Raw genomic sequence first — 16654 nt, forward strand, 5'->3', positions numbered from 1 at the left:
GAAGCCGATGGCACCCGATCTGAATCTGCTGATTGCGCTCGATGCACTGCTCGAGGAAGGAAGCGTCGTCGGCGCCGCGCGCCGCATGAATCTCAGTCCGCCCGCGATGAGCCGCACGCTCGCGCGCATCCGCGAAACCGTCGGCGATCCGATCTTCGTCCAGGCGGGGCGCAAGATGGTGCCCACACCGCGCGCGCTTGCGCTGCGCGGCGCCGTGCGCGAGACGGTCGAGCGCGCATCGCAACTGCTCGCGCCGAGCGCCGAAGTCGATCTGCGCACGCTCGACAAGCAGTTCAACGTGCGCGCGAACGACATCTTCGTCGGCACGCACGGCGGCCGGCTGCTCGAGGAGATGGAACGCGGGATGCCGCGCGCAATGCTGCGCTTCACGCCCGAGGAGAACGACGTCGACGACGACGCGCTGCGCAGCGGCCGCATCGACCTGTTCATCAGCGCGTCGCGCCGCCTCGGCCCCGAGATCCGCGTGCAGCCGCTCTTCACGACGGCCTTCGTCGGGCTCGCGCGCAGCGATCACCCGATCTTCGACGACCACATCACGCCCGAGCGCTTCGCGCGCTGGCCGCACATCGGCGTGTCCCGGCGCGGCAAGTCGTCCGGGCCGATCGACGCCGCGCTCGGCGAGCTCGGGCTGAAGCGCCGCGTCGCGCTCGTCGTGCCGACGCCGTACGCGGCGGTGTTCGCGCTGCAGGCGTCGGACCTGATCCTGCCGCTGCCCGAGCACCTCGCGCTCGGCGCGATGCAAGCAGGGCTCGGCGTGCGCACGTTCGAGCTGCCGGTGCCGCTCGAAACGGTGCTGATCACGCAGGCGTGGCATCCGCGCTTCCAGAGCGATCCCGCGCATCAATGGCTGCGCCGCGTCGTGCGCGGATTGTGCACGGGCATGGCCGCCTTGCAGCCCGCACATGCGTGACGCGCGCAAGCCGTACGCCCCGCGCATGCGTCGAGTGCGATAACTTCACTTTTCCGAACGCACGCGCCGCCGATAGACTGCGTTCGTCCTTGATCGCGAAACGATAGCAATGCATGACGCGGCAGGCCGGCCGCCCTCGCGGTGCCGCGGGCAGGCCGGCCACGGCGGCGCTCGCCGCGGCCATCGGCCCGTTCGCGCCGCGTGCCGCGGAAGCTCGAGCGCTTCGGCGGCGCGCGATCGAATCGGCCGATACGCGGGTCAAGGCGAACGATGAAGACGGCCACGCGACGCTCGCGTGCCTGCCCGCCGGGCTTGCATCCGATTGCGCGGCGCGGCGCGCGGGCCGGATGCGGCTTTACATCGCCGCCGACCGCCCCGCGAGCCGCGACGCAACGCGCGCCCGACCGCGCGCTCGGCGCGAAGCGATCCCGGTACGTGGTTCGACGTCGCGCAGGCGTGCGCCGCGCCGCCGCCGCTGCGAGCGGACGTCGGGCGGCTCGCGCAGGCGATCGGCGTGCCGCCCGACGCCCGCCTCCCCCATTTCGTCAACCCACACCGGAGAATCGCCATGGCTCTCGATCCGCGGGATTTCATCGTTCACGACATCAGCCGGTTTCCGATGTGCGTATTCCGCGAACGCGCGGCGACGCACGGCTACGCCCCGCAGTGGGAACAGGAAATCGACGCGCTGATGCGGCGCGGCGCGCCGTTCGTCGTCGTGTATGTATCGCTCGACGCCGACGAACATCACGACGACCGCCGGCATCGCGCGATGTGGCTCAAGCGGAACAAGGCGGCGCTCGCCGCCGTGTGCAAGGCGCTCATCAGCGTCGAGCCCGATGCCGAGCGGCGCGCGGCCGCCGTCGAGCAGGGGCGAACGGCCGTCAGCGCATTCGGAATTCCGCACGCGGCGGTCGCGTCGCTCGGCGAAGCGGCCGCGCTCGCCGCGCGGCTCGCCGGCGCGGATGATCAGAATGGCGCGTCGGGCGGCGGCGCCGCCGCGCTGCGGACGTGATGCGCGCGGCGGCGATCGCGCGAAGGTCGGGAAACCCGACGATCGACGCCGGCGCGAGCGCACGCCGTCACGCGTCGACACGCACGCGCCGATGCAACGGCAACGAACGCCAGCGATGCGATACGGCTTGACGGCGACGCCGAATCGGCGCGTTCAATGCGTCCGCTGTCGGCCGCTCGGACCGACGCCGCTGCGGATCGACCAACTCGCACGAATATGCGAAGCTTTCGCCGACGTTCCGCGATTCCGCCTCATCCCGCACAAGGAGCCAGACTTGGAGATTCGCCACGGAGTGAACCTCGCGCGCGCCCGCGCGCTCGCCGCGCGCGAACGCGACGCGTTCGAGCGGGCGATGCCCAAATCGCGCGCGCTCTCGGCCGAAGCTGCGCAACACTTGCTGTTCGGCGTGCCGCTGCACTGGATGCGCGACTGGTCGACGCCGTTCTCGCTGTACGTCGATCACGCGCGCGGCGCGCATTTCACCGACGTCGACGGCCATCGCTACGCCGACTTCTGCCTCGGCGACACGGGCGCGATGTTCGGCCATGCGCCCGAACCCGTCGCGCGCGCGCTCGCAGACCAGGCGGCGCGCGGCTATACGACGATGCTGCCGAGCGCGGACGCCGCGTGGGTGGGCGCCGAGCTCGCACGCCGCTTCCGGCTGCCGTACTGGCAGTTCGCGCTGAGCGCGAGCGACGCGAACCGCTTCGTGCTGCGCTGGGCGCGCGCGGCGACGGGCCGCAAGCACATCGTCGTGTTCAACGGCTGCTATCACGGCACTGTCGACGACGTGTTCGTCGATCTCGTCGACGGCCGGCTGGTGCAGCGCGACAGCCTGCTCGGCCAGGCGCACGATCTGCTCGCGTACACGCGCGTCGTCGAGTTCAACGATCTCGGCACGCTCGAAGCGGCGCTGAAGGACGGCGACGTCGCATGCGTGCTCGCCGAGCCGGCGCTGACGAACATCGGCATGGTGTTGCCCGATCCCGGCTTCTGGCGCGAGGCGCGCGCGCTGATTCGCCGCTACGGCACACTGCTCGCGATCGACGAAACCCATACGATCAGCAGCGGCCCCGGCGGCTACGCGGTCGCGAACGGGCTCGAGCCGGATCTCCTCGTCGTCGGCAAGCCGATCGGCGGCGGCGTGCCGTGCGCGGTATACGGTTTCAGCGCGCCGTTCGCCGAGCGCGCGCAGCGTGCGAAGGCGAGCGCGCCGCCCGGCCACTCCGGCATCGGCACGACGCTGACCGCGAACATGCTCGCGATGCGCGCGATCCGCGCGACGCTCGCCGACGTGATGACGGACGCCGCGTACGCACACATGTTCGATCTCGCCGCGCGGCTCGCCGCCGGGCTCGAACAGGCGATCGCGCGGCGCGGGCTGCCGTGGTGCGTCACGCGCATCGGCGCGCGCACCGAATTCCAGTTCGCGCCGACGCCGCCTCGCAACGGCACGATCGCCGGCATGCAGCTCGACGGCGAGCTCGAGCACATCGTGCATCTGTATCTGCTGAACCGCGGCGTGCTGATCACACCGTTCCACAACATGATGCTCGTGTGCCCGGAGACGACGGCGGAAGACGTCGATCGGCTGACCGCCGCGTTCGAAGCGTGCATCGGCGAGATGGCCTGACCGGCATCGCGGCGGCGCGAGCGCGCCGGGCGCGAAGGCGTGCGACGGTTCGCGCCGCCGCGCGCAAAGAATCGGACGATGTCCGATCGCGCGGCGGCTCTCACGGATATTCGGCACCCGATTAATTATCTCGCATGCGTTAATTAAAACCTGACAATCGGATATTCCATGCGGAGCGCATGCGAAATCAAACGCCAACTCAAACAATGAATAAGGCGGCCAAAATTGGCCGGGCGCACCTTTCATCACCAAGCCAAATTTACCCTATATACGATATTAATAGCCTGACTGGTTGTCCGCGCCGTTGATGTGCAGCCGCACAATGCGGCCATGCCGACGCTCGAAGAAAAAGCGGCGTTCGCAGAACGCCTGAAATTCGCCTTGCAGCGCAGCCCGGAGAAAATCTCCGGCGCGACCGCTCTCGCACTGCGCTTCAATCTGCGGCATCGCGGCGAACATCCGATTTCACCGCAGACCGCGCACAAATGGCTGACGGGCCGCACGATCCCGACGCCCGACAAGCTGCGCACGCTCGCCGACTGGCTGCGCGTCGACCTGCACTGGCTCCATTACGGCCCGCCGCCCGGCGCGCCCGGCGGCAAAACGCCAGCGCCGCCGCGACACGACGAGAAATACGCGCCGACGCAGGAGACGATTGAGCTGGCGTCGAAAATCGAGGCGCTTTCGCCGCATCATCGCTATCTGATGCAGGAATTGATCGAGCATTTCTACGGCGATCCGCCGAAGCCGCGCTGAGCCGAGGCCAGCGCCGCGCGCCGTTCGCCGAGTTGCTCCGCCGCATCGGCTCGACGCCGCGCGCCGCCGATGCGCGCAGCAAAAAAAAGCGCCACGGCCCGCGCCGTGACGCTTCTGCGCGATCGCGACAAACGCCTCGCGAAAGCACCGCCGCCCGCGCACTACGCAGTCAGCAGCACTTCCCCGCACCCGAGCCGTATCGCGCGTTCTGCCGTTCGCGGAAGAACGCCTCGTACGTCATCACCGGGCGATCGGGATGCGTCGCGCGCATGTGCGCGACATAGCCGTCGTAGTCGGGCAGGCCGACCATCAACCGCAGCGCCTGCCCCAGATAGCGGCCCGCGGTGCGCAATTCGCCGCCGAGATCGGAGAACATCGCGGCCTCCTCTTAGCGTCCGCTGCCGAGCGCCTGCGCGGCCGGCATCTGCTCGTACGGCGTCTCGCGCGACGTCGGCTGCGCGGCGCGCCGCGCGCGCGCGACCGCGATCACGCCGTACACCGCAATGCTCACGACGACCAGAATGAACAGCGCCGACAGCGCCGCGTCCACGTAGTCGTTGAAGATGATCCGCTGCATCTGCGCGATCGACTTCGCGGGCGCGAGCACCTTGCCGTCGGCGGCGGCCGCCTGCAGCTTCGCCGCGTGCGCGAGGAAACTGACCTTCGGATTCGAATCGAACACCTTCTGCCAGCCGGCCGTCAGCGTGCAGATCAGCAGCCACGCGGTCGGCACGATCGTCACCCATGCATAGCGCTCGCGCTTCATCTTGAACAGCACGACGGTGCCGAGCACCAGCGCGATCGCGGCGAGCATCTGGTTCGAGATGCCGAACAACGGCCACAGCGTGTTGATGCCGCCGAGCGGATCGACCACGCCCTGATACAGGAAGTAGCCCCAGGCAGCCACGCACAGCGCGGTCGCGGTCAGGTTCGCCGGCAGCGATTCGGTGCGCTTGAGCGCCGGATGGAACGTGCCGAGCAGGTCCTGCAGCATGAAGCGGCCGGCGCGCGTGCCCGCGTCGACCGCGGTCAGGATGAACAGCGCCTCGAACAGGATCGCGAAGTGATACCAGAACGCCATCATCGCCTCGCCGCCGATCACCTGGTGCAGGATCTGCGCCATGCCGACCGCGAGCGTCGGCGCGCCGCCGGCGCGCGCGATGATCGTCGTCTCGCCGACCGCCTTCGCGGTCTGCGTGAGCATGTCGGGCGTCAGCATGAAGCCCCACTGCGTGACGGTATGCGCGACCGCTTCCGGCGTCGTGCCGAGCACGGCGGCGGGCGCGTTCATCGCGAAGTAGACGCCCGGCTCGATCACGCACGCGGCGACGAGCGCCATGATCGCGACGAACGATTCCATCAGCATCGCGCCGTAGCCGATGAAGCGCGCGTTGGTTTCGTTGTCGAGCAGCTTCGGCGTCGTGCCCGACGAGATCAGCGAATGAAAGCCCGACACCGCGCCGCACGCGATCGTGATGAACAGGAACGGAAACAGGTTGCCCGACCAGACCGGGCCCGTGCCGTCGACGAACTTCGTGAGCGCCGGCATCTTCAGCTCCGGCGCGACGATCAGGATGCCGATCGCGAGGCCGACGATCGTGCCGATCTTCAGGAACGTCGACAGATAGTCGCGCGGCGCGAGCAGCAGCCACACCGGCAGCACCGACGCGACGAAGCCGTAGCCGATCAGGATCCACGTGAGCTGCGTGCCGCTGAACGTGAACCACGCGGCGAGCGCGGGCGAATCGTGCACGTGCTGGCCGTACGCGATCGACGCCATCAGCAGCACGAAGCCGATGATCGACACTTCGCCGATCCGGCCCGGGCGGATGTAGCGCGTGTAGATGCCCATGAACAGCGCGATCGGAATCGTCGCGGCGACGGTGAACGTGCCCCACGGCGAGTTCGTCAGCGCCTTCACGACGATCAGCGCGAGCACCGCGAGAATGATCACCATGATCAGGAACGCGCCGAACAGCGCGATCACGCCCGGCACCGTGCCGAGCTCCATCTTGACGAGATCGCCGAGCGAGCGGCCGTCGCGGCGCGTCGAGATGAACAGCACGATGAAGTCCTGCACCGCGCCCGCGAACACGACGCCCGCGAGAATCCACAGCATGCCAGGCGTGTAGCCCATCTGCGCGGCGAGCACCGGGCCGACGAGCGGGCCGGCGCCTGCGATCGCGGCGAAGTGATGGCCGAACAGCACGTACTTGTTGGTCGGCACGTAATCGAGGCCGTCGTTGTACTTGACGGCGGGCGTCATCCGCAGGCCGTCGAGCTGGACGACCTTGCTCGCGATGAAGCGGCTGTAGAAGCGGTATGCGATCAAATACACGCAAACGGCGGCGATCACGATCCACAGCGCGCTGACCCGCTCGCCGTGCGCGAGCGCGATCGTGCCGAACGCGAACGCGCCGAGCAGCGCGACCGCGATCCAGATCAAATAACCGGAAGCCCGATTCATGGCGTCTCCTGTCTATTTTTTGGGAATATGCGCGGCGGGCGGCCGCGCGCAACGACGGCAAGCGTCACGCTGCGTCGGGACGTAGCGATGGGGGCTTATTGTTCGCCTTCGATGCGAACCTCACAAGCGCGGAACTACGTATGGCCGCTACGTAGCATTGCGTAGGGGTTTGCGAGGGGCGAGCGCCGTTCGATTCCCCGGAATATGGAACCGAGCGGCGAGAAAGGAAACCGCGAGGCCGCCGCGCGCGGTCCCGCACTACGGCGCGAATCGCGTGAACACGAAATCGCGCGCCTGCACGCGCGCCTGATGGCAGGCGAAGCAGGTCCGGTGCTGTGCTTCGTCGGCCGGCACGCTGTTGATGAAACGGCCGAAGCCCCAGCCGCCCGTCGACGCATACCGGCGCGAATCCTTGACCATCACCTGCACCGTCGTCGGCGCGCCCGGCACGGTTGCCGATTCGAAATCGCCGGATTGCCTGCGCTTGTAGGCGAGCTTCACGAGCATCGCGCCGTCAGGAAACGGCAGCGTCGCGCGCTCGATCGCCTTCACGGCCGCCGGGTTGCCCAGCACCACGCGCAGTTCGTCGAGCGGCGCCGCCTCCTCGGCGGGCGCGATCATCTGCCACTTCCGGTAGCCGTCGGGAAGCGTCACGCCGTAGATCGGCGACGCGGCGCGCGTGGGCGCGTCCGCGAACGCGCCGTCGCCTTGCGCCGCGACCAGCAGCAGCGCGCATGCGACGAGCGGGCGAACGTATCGGAGACATTGCATCGAGCGGCCTCCCCGCGTCACAGGCGCGCGACCTGCAGGATCGCATCGGCGAACGCGTTCGGCGCTTCCTGCGGCAGGTTGTGCCCGATGCCGCCCGCGATGTCGCGATGCAGATACTTGCCGGTGAACTTCCTCGCATAGGCGGCCGGCTCGGGATGCGGCGCGCCGTTCGCGTCGCCTTCGAGCGTGATCGTCGGCACCGAAATCGCCGGCGCGGCGGCGAGGCGTTTCTCGAGCGCATCGTATCGCGGCTCGCCCTGCGCGAGCCCGAGGCGCCACCGGTAGTTGTGCACGACGATCGCTACGTGATCCGGATTGCGGAACGATGCCGCCGAACGCGCGAACATCTCGTCGTCGAATGACCATTTCGGCGACGCGAGCTGCCAGATCAGCCGGTTGAAATCGTCGCGGTTCTGCGCGTATCCGGCCGCGCCGCGCTCGGTGGCGAAGTAGAACTGATACCACCACGCGAGCTCGGCCTTCGGCGCGAGCGGCTTGCGGTTCGCCTCCTGGCTGCCGATCAGATAGCCGCTCACCGAGACGAGCGCGTTGCATCGCTGCGGCCACGCCGCGGCGATGATGTCCGCCGTGCGCGCGCCCCAGTCGAAGCCGCCGAGCACCGCGCGATCGATCTTCAGCGCGTCCATCAACGCGACGATGTCGGCGGCGGTAACCGCCTGCTGGCCGTTACGCGGCGTATCCGCCGAGAGAAAGCGCGTCGTGCCGTAGCCGCGCAGGTACGGCACGATCACCCGATAGCCGGCGGCCGCGAGGAGCGGCGCGACTTCGGCGAAGCTGTGGATGTCGTACGGCCAGCCGTGCAGCAGGATGACGGCCGGGCCGTCCTTGGGGCCGACGTCCGCATAGCCGACGTTCAGCACGCCGGCGTCGATCTGGTGGATCGTGTCGAACGACGCGCCGCTTGCGGCACTGGCGGCGCGCGCCGCGTTCGGCGCCGACTGAGCATGAGCGAGCCCGCCCAGGCCGAGATCCATCAGGCTGATGCCCGCCAGGGTGGTGCCGATCAGCCGGCGACGCCGGGCGTTGATGGAATGCGACATGATGAGTCCTCCTTCAGGGTTGTCGGAAAACGCCGCGCCGTTCCGCGCCGATGCGCGCCGGATCGTTCGCGGCATACCGGCGGGATGCGTCGCGCGCCGCCCGCCGGTCGAACGCGCGCGCGTGGGCCGCCGGCGGACGCCGCCCGCGCCGGAAACGTGCTGCCGAGTGAAGCGGAAACTAACGCGCCGCCGCGCGAAGCGCCCCGAACGTCGGTCCGTTCGGCCGAACGCGGATGTCGGGATCGAGGCGCGCCCACGGGAGATCCGAGGGATCGGCGGCCATCGGCCCCGGCGATTTCGCGATGAGAATCGCATCGGCGATCGCCTCGAAATCCGCGCGAAAATGCACCGAGCTCTTGCTCACGACGATCCTCATGCGCTCGGGCTCGATGCCCGCGACGCGGAACTGGTTGCGCTCGAACGTCTGCATCTTGTTCGTGCTCACCGCCATCCGCACGCCGTCGATCCGCAGGCATGCGACCGGCCCGAGATCGCCCTGCGCGCCGTTGAACATCGGCCCGTCGAACCGAAAACGTCCGTCGGACAGGTGCTCGACTTCGAACACGGCGTCGAGCGGCGCATCGCCCCGCACGCGCGAGCGGCCGCCCAGACGCAGGCTGACGCGCGCGCCCACGCCCGCCCCGTGCGCGGCGGCCGCGGCGTCGGGGTCCCAGATCAAGCCCACCGCCGCGTCGTCCGCGCCGTTGCGAAGCAGCGCGCGCACCATGCCCATCGTATCGGCGTCACCACCCGCGCCGGGGTTGTCCTGCGTATCGGCGATGACGACGGGCTTCGTCGCCGTGCGGCTCAGCCGAATCGCCTCTGCGGCGGCGGCGTCGGGCGCGAGAAACGGCACGCTCCAGCGCGCCTCGTCGCCGACGAGCTTCGCGAACAGTGCGTCGGCCGCGCGCTGCGCCGCGTCGGCCTCGAACGCGTGCGCCCAGACGGTCGGCCCGCACTCCGGGAAGTCGGCTGCCGGAAAACCGGGGGCGAACGACATCGATACGACGCCGTCCCGTTCGAGCTGCGCGAGCAGCCGGTACGCGCCGCTCGCCGGCTCCGCGTGCGTGCACATGCCGTTGATCGGGATCAGGAACGGCAGCCGGCGCATCGCGCAATGCAGCGGCCTGGCCTCGGCCGCGAGCCGCTCGAGCACCTGCGCGGCGCGCTCGCCGGTTTGCGCCATGTCGACATGCGGATAAGTGCGGTAGGCGACGAGCGCGCTCGCATGCGCGGCCATCCGTGCGGTGACGTTCGCATGCAGATCGAGCGACACGACGATCGGCATCCGGTCGCCGACGATCCGCCGCACGCGCGCGAGGAGCTCGCCTTCTCCGTCGTCGAACTGCTCGGTGACCATCGCGCCATGCAGGTCGAGATAGATCGCGTCGAAGCCGCCGGCCTCGGCCGCGGCGACGATCTCGCCGCCGATCCGCTCGAACGCGTCGCTCATCACGTGCGCGGACGGGCAAGCGCCCGCCCAGACGACCGGCAGCAGCGCGTGCCCGTTCGCCTGCGCGGCCCGGATGAAGCCGCCGATCGGCACGTTGACGTCGCGCAGCGACAGCACGCCGCCGCCGCGCACGAGCGGCGGAAAGCCTTCGCCGAGAACGAAGCTCCGATATGACGCGCGCGTCGGCGCGAACGTATTGGTTTCGTGCTGAAAGCCTGCAATCAGAATGTTCATGTCGCTTTCCTGTATGGCGAACGGCATCTCGGGCCGGCGGCGGTCGGACGATACGCGGCGTGAATGCATGTTGGCAGCGCGTTGCCCTACTAGCAAGAGCAACTAAGTTCACATATCGTTGCCCTATGAACAACGGTGAATCGAGCCGGGAGTAAGACGATGCGAGAAATCAACCATCAGCGCCTGCGGTATTTCCACGAAGTCCTGACGCACGGCACCATTCGCGGCGCGGCCGACCACATCAACACGTCGCCGTCCGTGATCACGCGGCAGATCCGGCTGCTCGAGGAAGAGCTCGGCACCACGCTGTTCGAGCGGCAGGCGCGCGGCGTGCGGCCGACCGAAGCCGCCGCGCATCTGCTCGAATTCTGGCGGGGCTATCGTTCGCAACAGGAAAAGCTCGAAGACCAGCTCCACGCGCTCAAGGGGCTTCAGCAGGGGCACATCCGGATCGTCGTCAGCGAGGGATTCGTCGATACGCTCGTCGACGACGTGCTCGCGCCGTTCTGCGCGAAGTATCCGAAGCTGAACGTCGGCGTCGACATGCTCGCGGTCGACACGCTCCTCGAGGAAGTCGCGCAGAGCCGCGCGCACGTCGGGCTTGCGTACAATCCGCCGCCGCATCCATCGATCGCGTACCGCGCGAGCTCGCCGCAGCCGGTCGTGCTGCTGCTGCGCCGCGATCATCCGCTCGCCCGACGCCGGCGGCCGGCGACCGTCGACGATCTTCGCGCGTACCCGCTCGCGCTGATGCCGCCGACGTTCGGCATCGGCCACGTGGTGAAGATGCTGGAGCTGGCCGAGAACATCGAGATCCGGCCGACGATGACGACGAATTCGCTGACCGCGCTCAAGCGCATCGTCACGGCCGAGAATTTCATCACGCTGATCGGAGAATTCGCCGCCTATCGGGAGATCGAGGCCGGCAAGCTGACGACGGTGCCGATCGCGCACCCGATATTCGAGGGAACGCACGCGCGGCTGATCGTGAAATCGGGGCGGCCGTTGGCGCCGGCGCCGGTGGAGCTGATCAGGTGGATCGAGATGAGATTGGCGGTGTTTTCGGCGGCGGGCAATGGCGCAGGCCCGACACGCGCCAGCGTGCGCCGTCGAGCTTCACGGCGGCCCTCTGTGCCTCAACCGGCCGCCCCCAAATCGTAGGGCCGCGTCAGCAACTCGAGAAAATGCCCGTCCGGATCGTCGAAATACACGCCGCGTCCGCCGCCTTGCGTATTGATCTCGCCCGCGCGGCGCCTCGCCGGATCGGCCCAGTATGCAAGCCCTCGCTCGCGGATGCGCGCGAACGCGCGATCGAATTCGTCGTCAATCAAATCGCACCGGTACGCTGCACCGCGATCGACTCGACATCGTCAAGACCGCCGCGCGCGGTCTCGCGAGCGGCGGCCACGACACCGGCCGGCGTTCGACACGCGCGCAAGCGCTGCGGCATGCGCGCACACCGTCAGCGATACGTCCACAGCCGGTGCATCGCGAACGTCAGCGGCGGCACGAGCACGACGACGGCCGCGATGCTCCACGCGGCCGCGATGCCGAGCGCCTGCACGCCGTGCGAGATCGCCATCGTCAGCATCAACCCCGCGACCGACACGGCGAGGAAACGCGCGACGTTGCGCCAGCGCAGCGGCACGGAAAAGCTCCAGAGCGTGTTCAGCAAATACGACGCGCCCGTCGCGCAAACGAACGCGATCGCATTCGCCTGCACTGCGGTCGCGGCGAGCGCACCCATCAGCGTGCCGGCGATCGCCGCGTGCAGCGCGGTGGACGCCGCGCCGGACACGCCGAAGCGCACGATCCGCGCGCGCATGCCGATGTCGGCGGCGGCGCTCATCGCGGCTCGCCGCGCTTCGTCAGGACCGCGAACAACGACACGCCGAACGGCAGCGAATGCTTCGGCAGCCAGCCGCGCTCGGCGCGGAAGATCCGGTACAGCGCCGCGTTGACCGCGCGCGGCCCGAGCGCGTCGCCGCTCGAGCGCGCGCGATGCAGCAGCCGGTCGATCGTCCGCGCGACGACGGCAAGCGGGAACAGCAGCGTGTTGAAGTACGAACTGCGCACGATCGTGCAGCCGGCCGCCTGCGCGCAGCGTTCGAGCGCCGCGCGATCGTAGCGCCGGTAGTGATGCAGAAACGTGTCGTGCGCGCTCCACAGCCACTGGTACGCCGGCACCGTGACGACGATCGCGCCGCCCGGCGCGAGATAGTCGCTGATGCGGCGCAGCGCGGCCGCGTCGTCTTCGATGTGCTCGAGGCAGTCGAAGAAGCAGATCAGATCGAAGCGCTGGTCGCCGAACGGCACGTCGTCCGGGCAGCGGCCCGCGCGGATGTCGAAACGCCAGCCGGTCTTGCGGTTCGCGATCGCGCGCGCGCCGTCGTCCATCTCGAGCGCGCTCACCGCGCCGAACGTCTCGAGCATGCCGAGATTGCCGCCCGTGCCCGAGCCGATCTCGAGAATGCGGGCGCCCGCCGGCAGCCCGAGCCCCGCGAGCAGCGCGTGCAGGATGTCGCGCCGTGCGCGAAACCACCAGTGCGTCGCTTCGGTGGCGGCCATTTGCAGATATGCGTCGGGTGACATGGCGTCCTCCTTCCGTCGGCTCTTCGGTCAGCGGCTTTCGGCGCGCGCGCGCGGCATCGCGCGGCGGCGCGGGAACTCGATGCGCGCGCCGTGCGCGGCGCGCGTCGCCGCGGCGCCCACGGGCAGCGCGCTCACCTTCGTGCGCGCCTGATAGCGCCGGCGCACGAGATAGATCGGCCGCTCCTTCGATTCGTAATAGATGCGGCCGATGTACTCGCCGACGACGCCGATGCCGACGAGCTCGATCCCGCCGATGAACAGCACCACCGAGATCAGCGAAGCGTAGCCCGGCACCGCGTTGCCCATCCACAGCGTGCGCGCGACGATGAACCCGCCGTACAGGAACGCGAGCGCGGCGATGCCGAGCCCGATATAGGTCCAACTGCGCAGCGGCACCGTGCTGAAGCTCGTGATCCCTTCGAGCGCGAAGTTCCAGAGCTTCCAGCCGGAGAATTTCGAGTGGCCCGCGCAGCGCGCCTCGCGCTGATACTCGACGATCACGGTCCGGTAGCCGACCCACGCGAACAGCCCCTTCATGAAGCGCCGGCGCTCCGGCAGGCTGCGCAGCGCGTTGACGACCTGCCGGTCCATCAGCCGGAAATCGCCGACATTGACGGGCAGCTTCACTTCGGACAACGCATTGTGCACGCGGTAATAGAGCGCGGCGGCGGTGCGCTTCGCGAACGTGTCGCACGCGCGGTTGCTGCGCTTCGCCGCGACGACTTCCGCGCCTTCGCGCCAATGGCCGATCATCACCGGGATCAGGCTCGGCGGATCTTGCAGGTCCGCGTCGATCGGGATCACCGCGTCGCCGTTCGCTTCGTCCAGGCCCGCCGTCAACGCGGCCTCCTTGCCGAAGTTGCGCGTCAGATCGATCACGCGCACGCGCGGGTCCTGCGCGCCCACGGCGACGAGCTTCTCGAGCGTGTCGTCGCGGCTGCCGTCGTTCACGCAGACGATCTCGAAGCGGATCGATTCGATCGCCTCCATCAGCGGCACGACTTCCGCGAAAAACCGCGTGACTGCGTCGCCCTCGTTGTAGAACGGCACGACGAGCGAAATGAGCGGTATGTCTATTTGATCCCGCATGATGCTTCTCCCTGAACCCCGTAACGGCAGCGGCGGGCACACGGCAACGCCGCCGCCCGCGCGCGCCTCGGCGCGGCGTCCGGTGCGCCGCGCGCCGCAATGAAACGAATCGAATCGATCGCGTCCGCCGCGTCTTCGTCGCCGGGCAGACACGGCGCGCTTCGGCGCTCGCGCGCGATGCGCCACACGATCGCCGCGAGCGCGCCCGCCGTCACGAGCGGCAGGAACTGGAACCCCAGCGGCCCGACCGCGACGAGCCCCGCAAGCGGCATCGGCACGAGCGCCACGAGCCCTTCGCGCTCGAGCGGGCGCCAGCCTTCCGCGTGCGCGTGGCGCACGGCCCACGCGATCACGAGCCCATACCACGCGAGGTCGTAGTCATACAGGTATGGGCTCACGAGCAGGCTCGCGCAGACGAGCGCGGCCGAGCGCAGCGCATGCGGGCACGCGCCGCGCCACGCGTAGACCACCGCAGCGGCCGCGAACGCGATCGACGCCGCCTGCAGCAGCTGCGCGACGACAAGCGGCAGGCCGGCGAACGTCGCCATCGCGAAGAACGTCGGGATTCGAGCGAGCGTCGCCTGCCCGGCGCCGATCGTTTGCAGCGCGGACGCCGCGCCGTGCGCGAATGCGGCCCACGCGCCGATGCCGAACGCGAGCGTGCTCAGCGCGGCGGCGAGCGCGACCGTCGCGGCCCATGCGCCCAATGCGCGCCATTGCGATGCGCACAGCAGCGCGAGCGGAAACAGCAGCGCGAGCTGCGGCTTGATGACGAGGAGCCCGAAGCAACATCCGGCAAGCGCCGGGCGGCGGCGCAGCGCGACGAGGCCGAAGCCGGCGAGCGCCGCCGTCAGCAGGCTGTTCTGGCCGACGAGCGCGACGAAGAACGTGCCGGGAAACGCAAGCGCGCAGAGCGCCGCGAGGCGGCGCGGCACGATCGCGCGCACCGTCGCGACGAACAGCGTGCCCGTGCCGACCACCCATGCGAGCGCCGCGACCGGATACGGCAGCCAGCCGAGCGGCGCGACGAGCAGCAGCGTCTGTGGCGGATAGAGCCACAGCAGCACGCCACGCATGTCGCGTATCGACGGCGCCGCCTGCAGCTCAAGCGCATGCAGCGCGGAGAAGCGCCATGCGTCGACCGCGTGGCCCTGCACCGCGAGCCGCGCGGCGCTCCAGGTCGGCGCGAAATCGAGCGCCGGCGGCAGCGGCGAGCCGAGCCAGCCCGACAGCCAGCGGACCAGATAGATGCCGCCGAACACCGCATAGCAGACGAGCGCCGCGACCGCATAGGTCCGCACCCGCTTCGCGCCCAGCCAGTGCGGACGGCGGCGCGGGCCCGCGGCCGGCAGCTCCGGGCATTCGACATTGCGATGCGCCGCCGCGTGACCGTGCAGGCGGGCTTTCATCGCGCGACTCCCGGCATCGTTCGCGCGCGGCGCACGACGATGAGCAGCACGGCGAGCAGCACGACGGGCCCGAACTGCGGAAAGCGCGCCGCGCGATTGAAGAACTCGAAGAACGGCAGCAGCCAGCCGGCGACGAACACGGGCTGCTCGCCGGGCAGCCAGCCGGTGTCGAGCGCGCACGCGAGCACGCCGAATAGCGCGATGCCAAGCCACGCCAGCTCGTAATGCCACAGATACGGCGTCGCGAGCAGCGTCGCGACCGCGAACGCGGCCGCGCGCAAACGCGTGTCGCTCGTGCGCAGCCAGACCTCCAGCGCGGCCGCGGCCGCGAGCACGCCGACGCCGATCTGCACCGCATACGCGGCGTGCAGCGATGCGCCGGCGAGCCGCATCGCCGAGAACGGCGCAGGCGACGCAAGCCAGTACTGCGTGCCTTGCTCGAGCACGAGCTCGCGCAGCATCGTCGCGCCCGACAGGAACGCAGGCACGGACGCGATGCCGCAAATGGCGACGCTCGCCGCCGCGAAGACGAGCGTGCCCGCGGCGGCGGCGAAGCACGCGCGCCATGCACGTGTCGCGACGAGCAGAAGCGGAAACAGCAGCGCCATCTGCGGCTTGACCGCGAGCAGGCTGATGCAAAGCCCCGCGAGCGCCGGGCGCTTCGCGAGCAGCCGGATCGCGAGCGCCGCGCACGCGGCCGTGAGCAGCGCATTCTGTCCGATGACGGACGCGACGAGCACACCCGGGAAAGACAGGATCACGAACGACGATGCGAGACGCGGCTTCATCAGCCTGTCGCGCAACCCGCACAGCGCGCCGACGCTCTTCGCATACGCGACGAGGCCGAGCGCGCAGAAGAGCAACAGCGACGGCACGTAAGGCAGCAGCGCGAGCGGCGTGACGAGCACGAGCAGCGTGGGCGGATACACCCAGGGCAGGAAGCTGCGGTTCACGTACGCGCCGAGCTGCGCCGCCTCGGCGCGGGAGAATGCCGGATAGTCGTAGACGGTGGCGGGCGCGCCGTGCAGCATCGCGTGCGATCCGCTCCAGAACACCGTGAAATCGATGCCCGGCCGAACGGTCGTGTTCGCGGTGAAGCCGCTCGTCGCCCAGCCCCACGCGCCCAGCAGCGCGATGCTGAGAATCAGCGTCGCGCCGCCGTATGCGAGCACGCGATCGCCGGTCAGCCACCCGCCTGAGCGCAACATGCGAAAGCATGTTCCCCGATTCGCAATATCCATGA

General features: G+C 69.4%; 15 protein-coding genes and 1 pseudogene. 5 read left to right on the plus strand and 11 right to left on the minus strand.

All coding sequences use genetic code 11. The annotated features are described in order from the left end of the window. Positions 1-7: 7 nt before the first annotated feature. The 4 genes from BTH_RS11520 (at position 8) to BTH_RS11540 (ending at position 4335) form a co-directional block, all read left to right on the plus strand. The gene (locus tag BTH_RS11520; RefSeq protein ID WP_009894254.1) at positions 8-931 is read left to right on the plus strand and encodes a LysR family transcriptional regulator; all 924 of its coding nucleotides are present in this window, start codon (positions 8-10) and stop codon (positions 929-931) included. Between the two features lie 568 nt (positions 932-1499). Next, positions 1500-1946 carry a hypothetical protein gene (locus BTH_RS11530; protein ID WP_009894257.1) on the plus strand — a complete coding sequence of 149 codons (447 nt, stop codon included), beginning with the start codon at positions 1500-1502 and terminating at the stop codon, positions 1944-1946. Positions 1947-2220: 274 nt separating this feature from the next. Further along, positions 2221-3579, plus strand: coding sequence for an aspartate aminotransferase family protein (locus BTH_RS11535; protein ID WP_009894260.1), 1359 nt, complete (start codon positions 2221-2223; stop codon positions 3577-3579). A 330-nt stretch (positions 3580-3909) separates the two neighbouring features. Next, positions 3910-4335 carry a transcriptional regulator gene (locus BTH_RS11540; RefSeq protein WP_009894261.1) on the plus strand — a complete coding sequence of 142 codons (426 nt, stop codon included), beginning with the start codon at positions 3910-3912 and terminating at the stop codon, positions 4333-4335. Positions 4336-4504: 169 nt separating this feature from the next. Here BTH_RS11540 and BTH_RS11545 read toward each other — a convergent pair whose 3' ends face one another. The 5 genes from BTH_RS11545 to BTH_RS11565 all read right to left on the minus strand — a co-directional run bounded on the left by BTH_RS11545 (position 4505) and on the right by BTH_RS11565 (position 10321). Further along, positions 4505-4711: a YbdD/YjiX family protein gene (locus BTH_RS11545; protein WP_009894263.1), complete on the minus strand. Its 207-nt coding sequence runs from the start codon at positions 4709-4711 to the stop codon at positions 4505-4507. A gap of 12 nt (positions 4712-4723) precedes the next feature. Next, positions 4724-6802: a carbon starvation CstA family protein gene (locus BTH_RS11550; protein WP_009894266.1), complete on the minus strand. Its 2079-nt coding sequence runs from the start codon at positions 6800-6802 to the stop codon at positions 4724-4726. 258 nt (positions 6803-7060) lie between these two features. After that, positions 7061-7573, minus strand: coding sequence for a cytochrome P460 family protein (locus BTH_RS11555; protein WP_009894267.1), 513 nt, complete (start codon positions 7571-7573; stop codon positions 7061-7063). Positions 7574-7590: 17 nt separating this feature from the next. Next, positions 7591-8634 carry an alpha/beta fold hydrolase gene (locus BTH_RS11560; protein WP_009894268.1) on the minus strand — a complete coding sequence of 348 codons (1044 nt, stop codon included), beginning with the start codon at positions 8632-8634 and terminating at the stop codon, positions 7591-7593. Between the two features lie 178 nt (positions 8635-8812). Next, positions 8813-10321 (minus strand): M81 family metallopeptidase, encoded by a 1509-nt coding sequence (locus tag BTH_RS11565; protein WP_041223811.1) that lies wholly within the window; start codon positions 10319-10321, stop codon positions 8813-8815. A 159-nt stretch (positions 10322-10480) separates the two neighbouring features. Here BTH_RS11565 and BTH_RS11570 point away from each other — a divergent pair, with 159 nt between their 5' ends. After that, positions 10481-11482, plus strand: a complete 1002-nt coding sequence (locus BTH_RS11570) for a LysR family transcriptional regulator (RefSeq protein ID WP_009894270.1) — start codon at positions 10481-10483, stop codon at positions 11480-11482. Here the strand turns inward: BTH_RS11570 and BTH_RS11575 are convergent. From BTH_RS11575 to BTH_RS11600, 6 genes and pseudogenes are all read right to left on the minus strand, one after another. Then, positions 11458-11646: pseudogene (locus BTH_RS11575) on the minus strand (VOC family protein); the annotation flags it as partial. The gene BTH_RS11570 and the pseudogene BTH_RS11575 sit on opposite strands and share 25 nt — an antisense overlap. A 137-nt stretch (positions 11647-11783) precedes the next feature. Next, a complete protein-coding gene (locus BTH_RS11580) occupies positions 11784-12170 on the minus strand; it encodes a GtrA family protein (protein ID WP_009894274.1) in 387 nt (128 codons plus the stop codon). Then, on the minus strand, positions 12167-12913 hold the full coding sequence (locus BTH_RS11585; RefSeq protein ID WP_009894275.1) for a class I SAM-dependent methyltransferase: 747 nt from the start codon (positions 12911-12913) through the stop codon (positions 12167-12169). Before BTH_RS11585 ends, BTH_RS11580 begins: the two co-directional genes overlap by 4 nt. A gap of 27 nt (positions 12914-12940) precedes the next feature. After that, the gene (locus tag BTH_RS11590) at positions 12941-14002 is read right to left on the minus strand and encodes a glycosyltransferase family 2 protein (RefSeq protein WP_011401575.1); all 1062 of its coding nucleotides are present in this window, start codon (positions 14000-14002) and stop codon (positions 12941-12943) included. Next, positions 13987-15411: a glycosyltransferase family 87 protein gene (locus BTH_RS11595; RefSeq protein ID WP_009894279.1), complete on the minus strand. Its 1425-nt coding sequence runs from the start codon at positions 15409-15411 to the stop codon at positions 13987-13989. The genes BTH_RS11590 and BTH_RS11595 overlap by 16 nt, the downstream gene beginning before the upstream one ends. Then, positions 15408-16619, minus strand: a complete 1212-nt coding sequence (locus tag BTH_RS11600; RefSeq protein WP_009894281.1) for a glycosyltransferase family 87 protein — start codon at positions 16617-16619, stop codon at positions 15408-15410. The genes BTH_RS11595 and BTH_RS11600 overlap by 4 nt, the downstream gene beginning before the upstream one ends. Positions 16620-16654 lie beyond the last annotated feature (35 nt).

The sequence above is a fragment of the Burkholderia thailandensis E264 genome (genome assembly GCF_000012365.1).
Taxonomy (GTDB): domain Bacteria; phylum Pseudomonadota; class Gammaproteobacteria; order Burkholderiales; family Burkholderiaceae; genus Burkholderia; species Burkholderia thailandensis.

What these genes read in the sequence shown, in the direction of transcription:
- BTH_RS11565 (WP_041223811.1), bottom strand. Translation starts at nt 10,321, where the DNA reads ATGAACATTCTGATTGCAGGCTTTCAGCACGAAACCAATACGTTCGCG.
- BTH_RS11520 (WP_009894254.1), top strand. Translation starts at nt 8, where the DNA reads ATGGCACCCGATCTGAATCTGCTGATTGCGCTCGATGCACTGCTCGAG.
- BTH_RS11585 (WP_009894275.1), bottom strand. Translation starts at nt 12,913, where the DNA reads ATGTCACCCGACGCATATCTGCAAATGGCCGCCACCGAAGCGACGCAC.
- BTH_RS11555 (WP_009894267.1), bottom strand. Translation starts at nt 7,573, where the DNA reads ATGCAATGTCTCCGATACGTTCGCCCGCTCGTCGCATGCGCGCTGCTG.
- BTH_RS11595 (WP_009894279.1), bottom strand. Translation starts at nt 15,411, where the DNA reads ATGAAAGCCCGCCTGCACGGTCACGCGGCGGCGCATCGCAATGTCGAA.
- BTH_RS11560 (WP_009894268.1), bottom strand. Translation starts at nt 8,634, where the DNA reads ATGTCGCATTCCATCAACGCCCGGCGTCGCCGGCTGATCGGCACCACC.
- BTH_RS11580 (WP_009894274.1), bottom strand. Translation starts at nt 12,170, where the DNA reads ATGAGCGCCGCCGCCGACATCGGCATGCGCGCGCGGATCGTGCGCTTC.
- BTH_RS11545 (WP_009894263.1), bottom strand. Translation starts at nt 4,711, where the DNA reads ATGTTCTCCGATCTCGGCGGCGAATTGCGCACCGCGGGCCGCTATCTG.
- BTH_RS11570 (WP_009894270.1), top strand. Translation starts at nt 10,481, where the DNA reads ATGCGAGAAATCAACCATCAGCGCCTGCGGTATTTCCACGAAGTCCTG.
- BTH_RS11600 (WP_009894281.1), bottom strand. Translation starts at nt 16,619, where the DNA reads ATGTTGCGCTCAGGCGGGTGGCTGACCGGCGATCGCGTGCTCGCATAC.
- BTH_RS11590 (WP_011401575.1), bottom strand. Translation starts at nt 14,002, where the DNA reads ATGCGGGATCAAATAGACATACCGCTCATTTCGCTCGTCGTGCCGTTC.
- BTH_RS11550 (WP_009894266.1), bottom strand. Translation starts at nt 6,802, where the DNA reads ATGAATCGGGCTTCCGGTTATTTGATCTGGATCGCGGTCGCGCTGCTC.
- BTH_RS11540 (WP_009894261.1), top strand. Translation starts at nt 3,910, where the DNA reads ATGCCGACGCTCGAAGAAAAAGCGGCGTTCGCAGAACGCCTGAAATTC.
- BTH_RS11530 (WP_009894257.1), top strand. Translation starts at nt 1,500, where the DNA reads ATGGCTCTCGATCCGCGGGATTTCATCGTTCACGACATCAGCCGGTTT.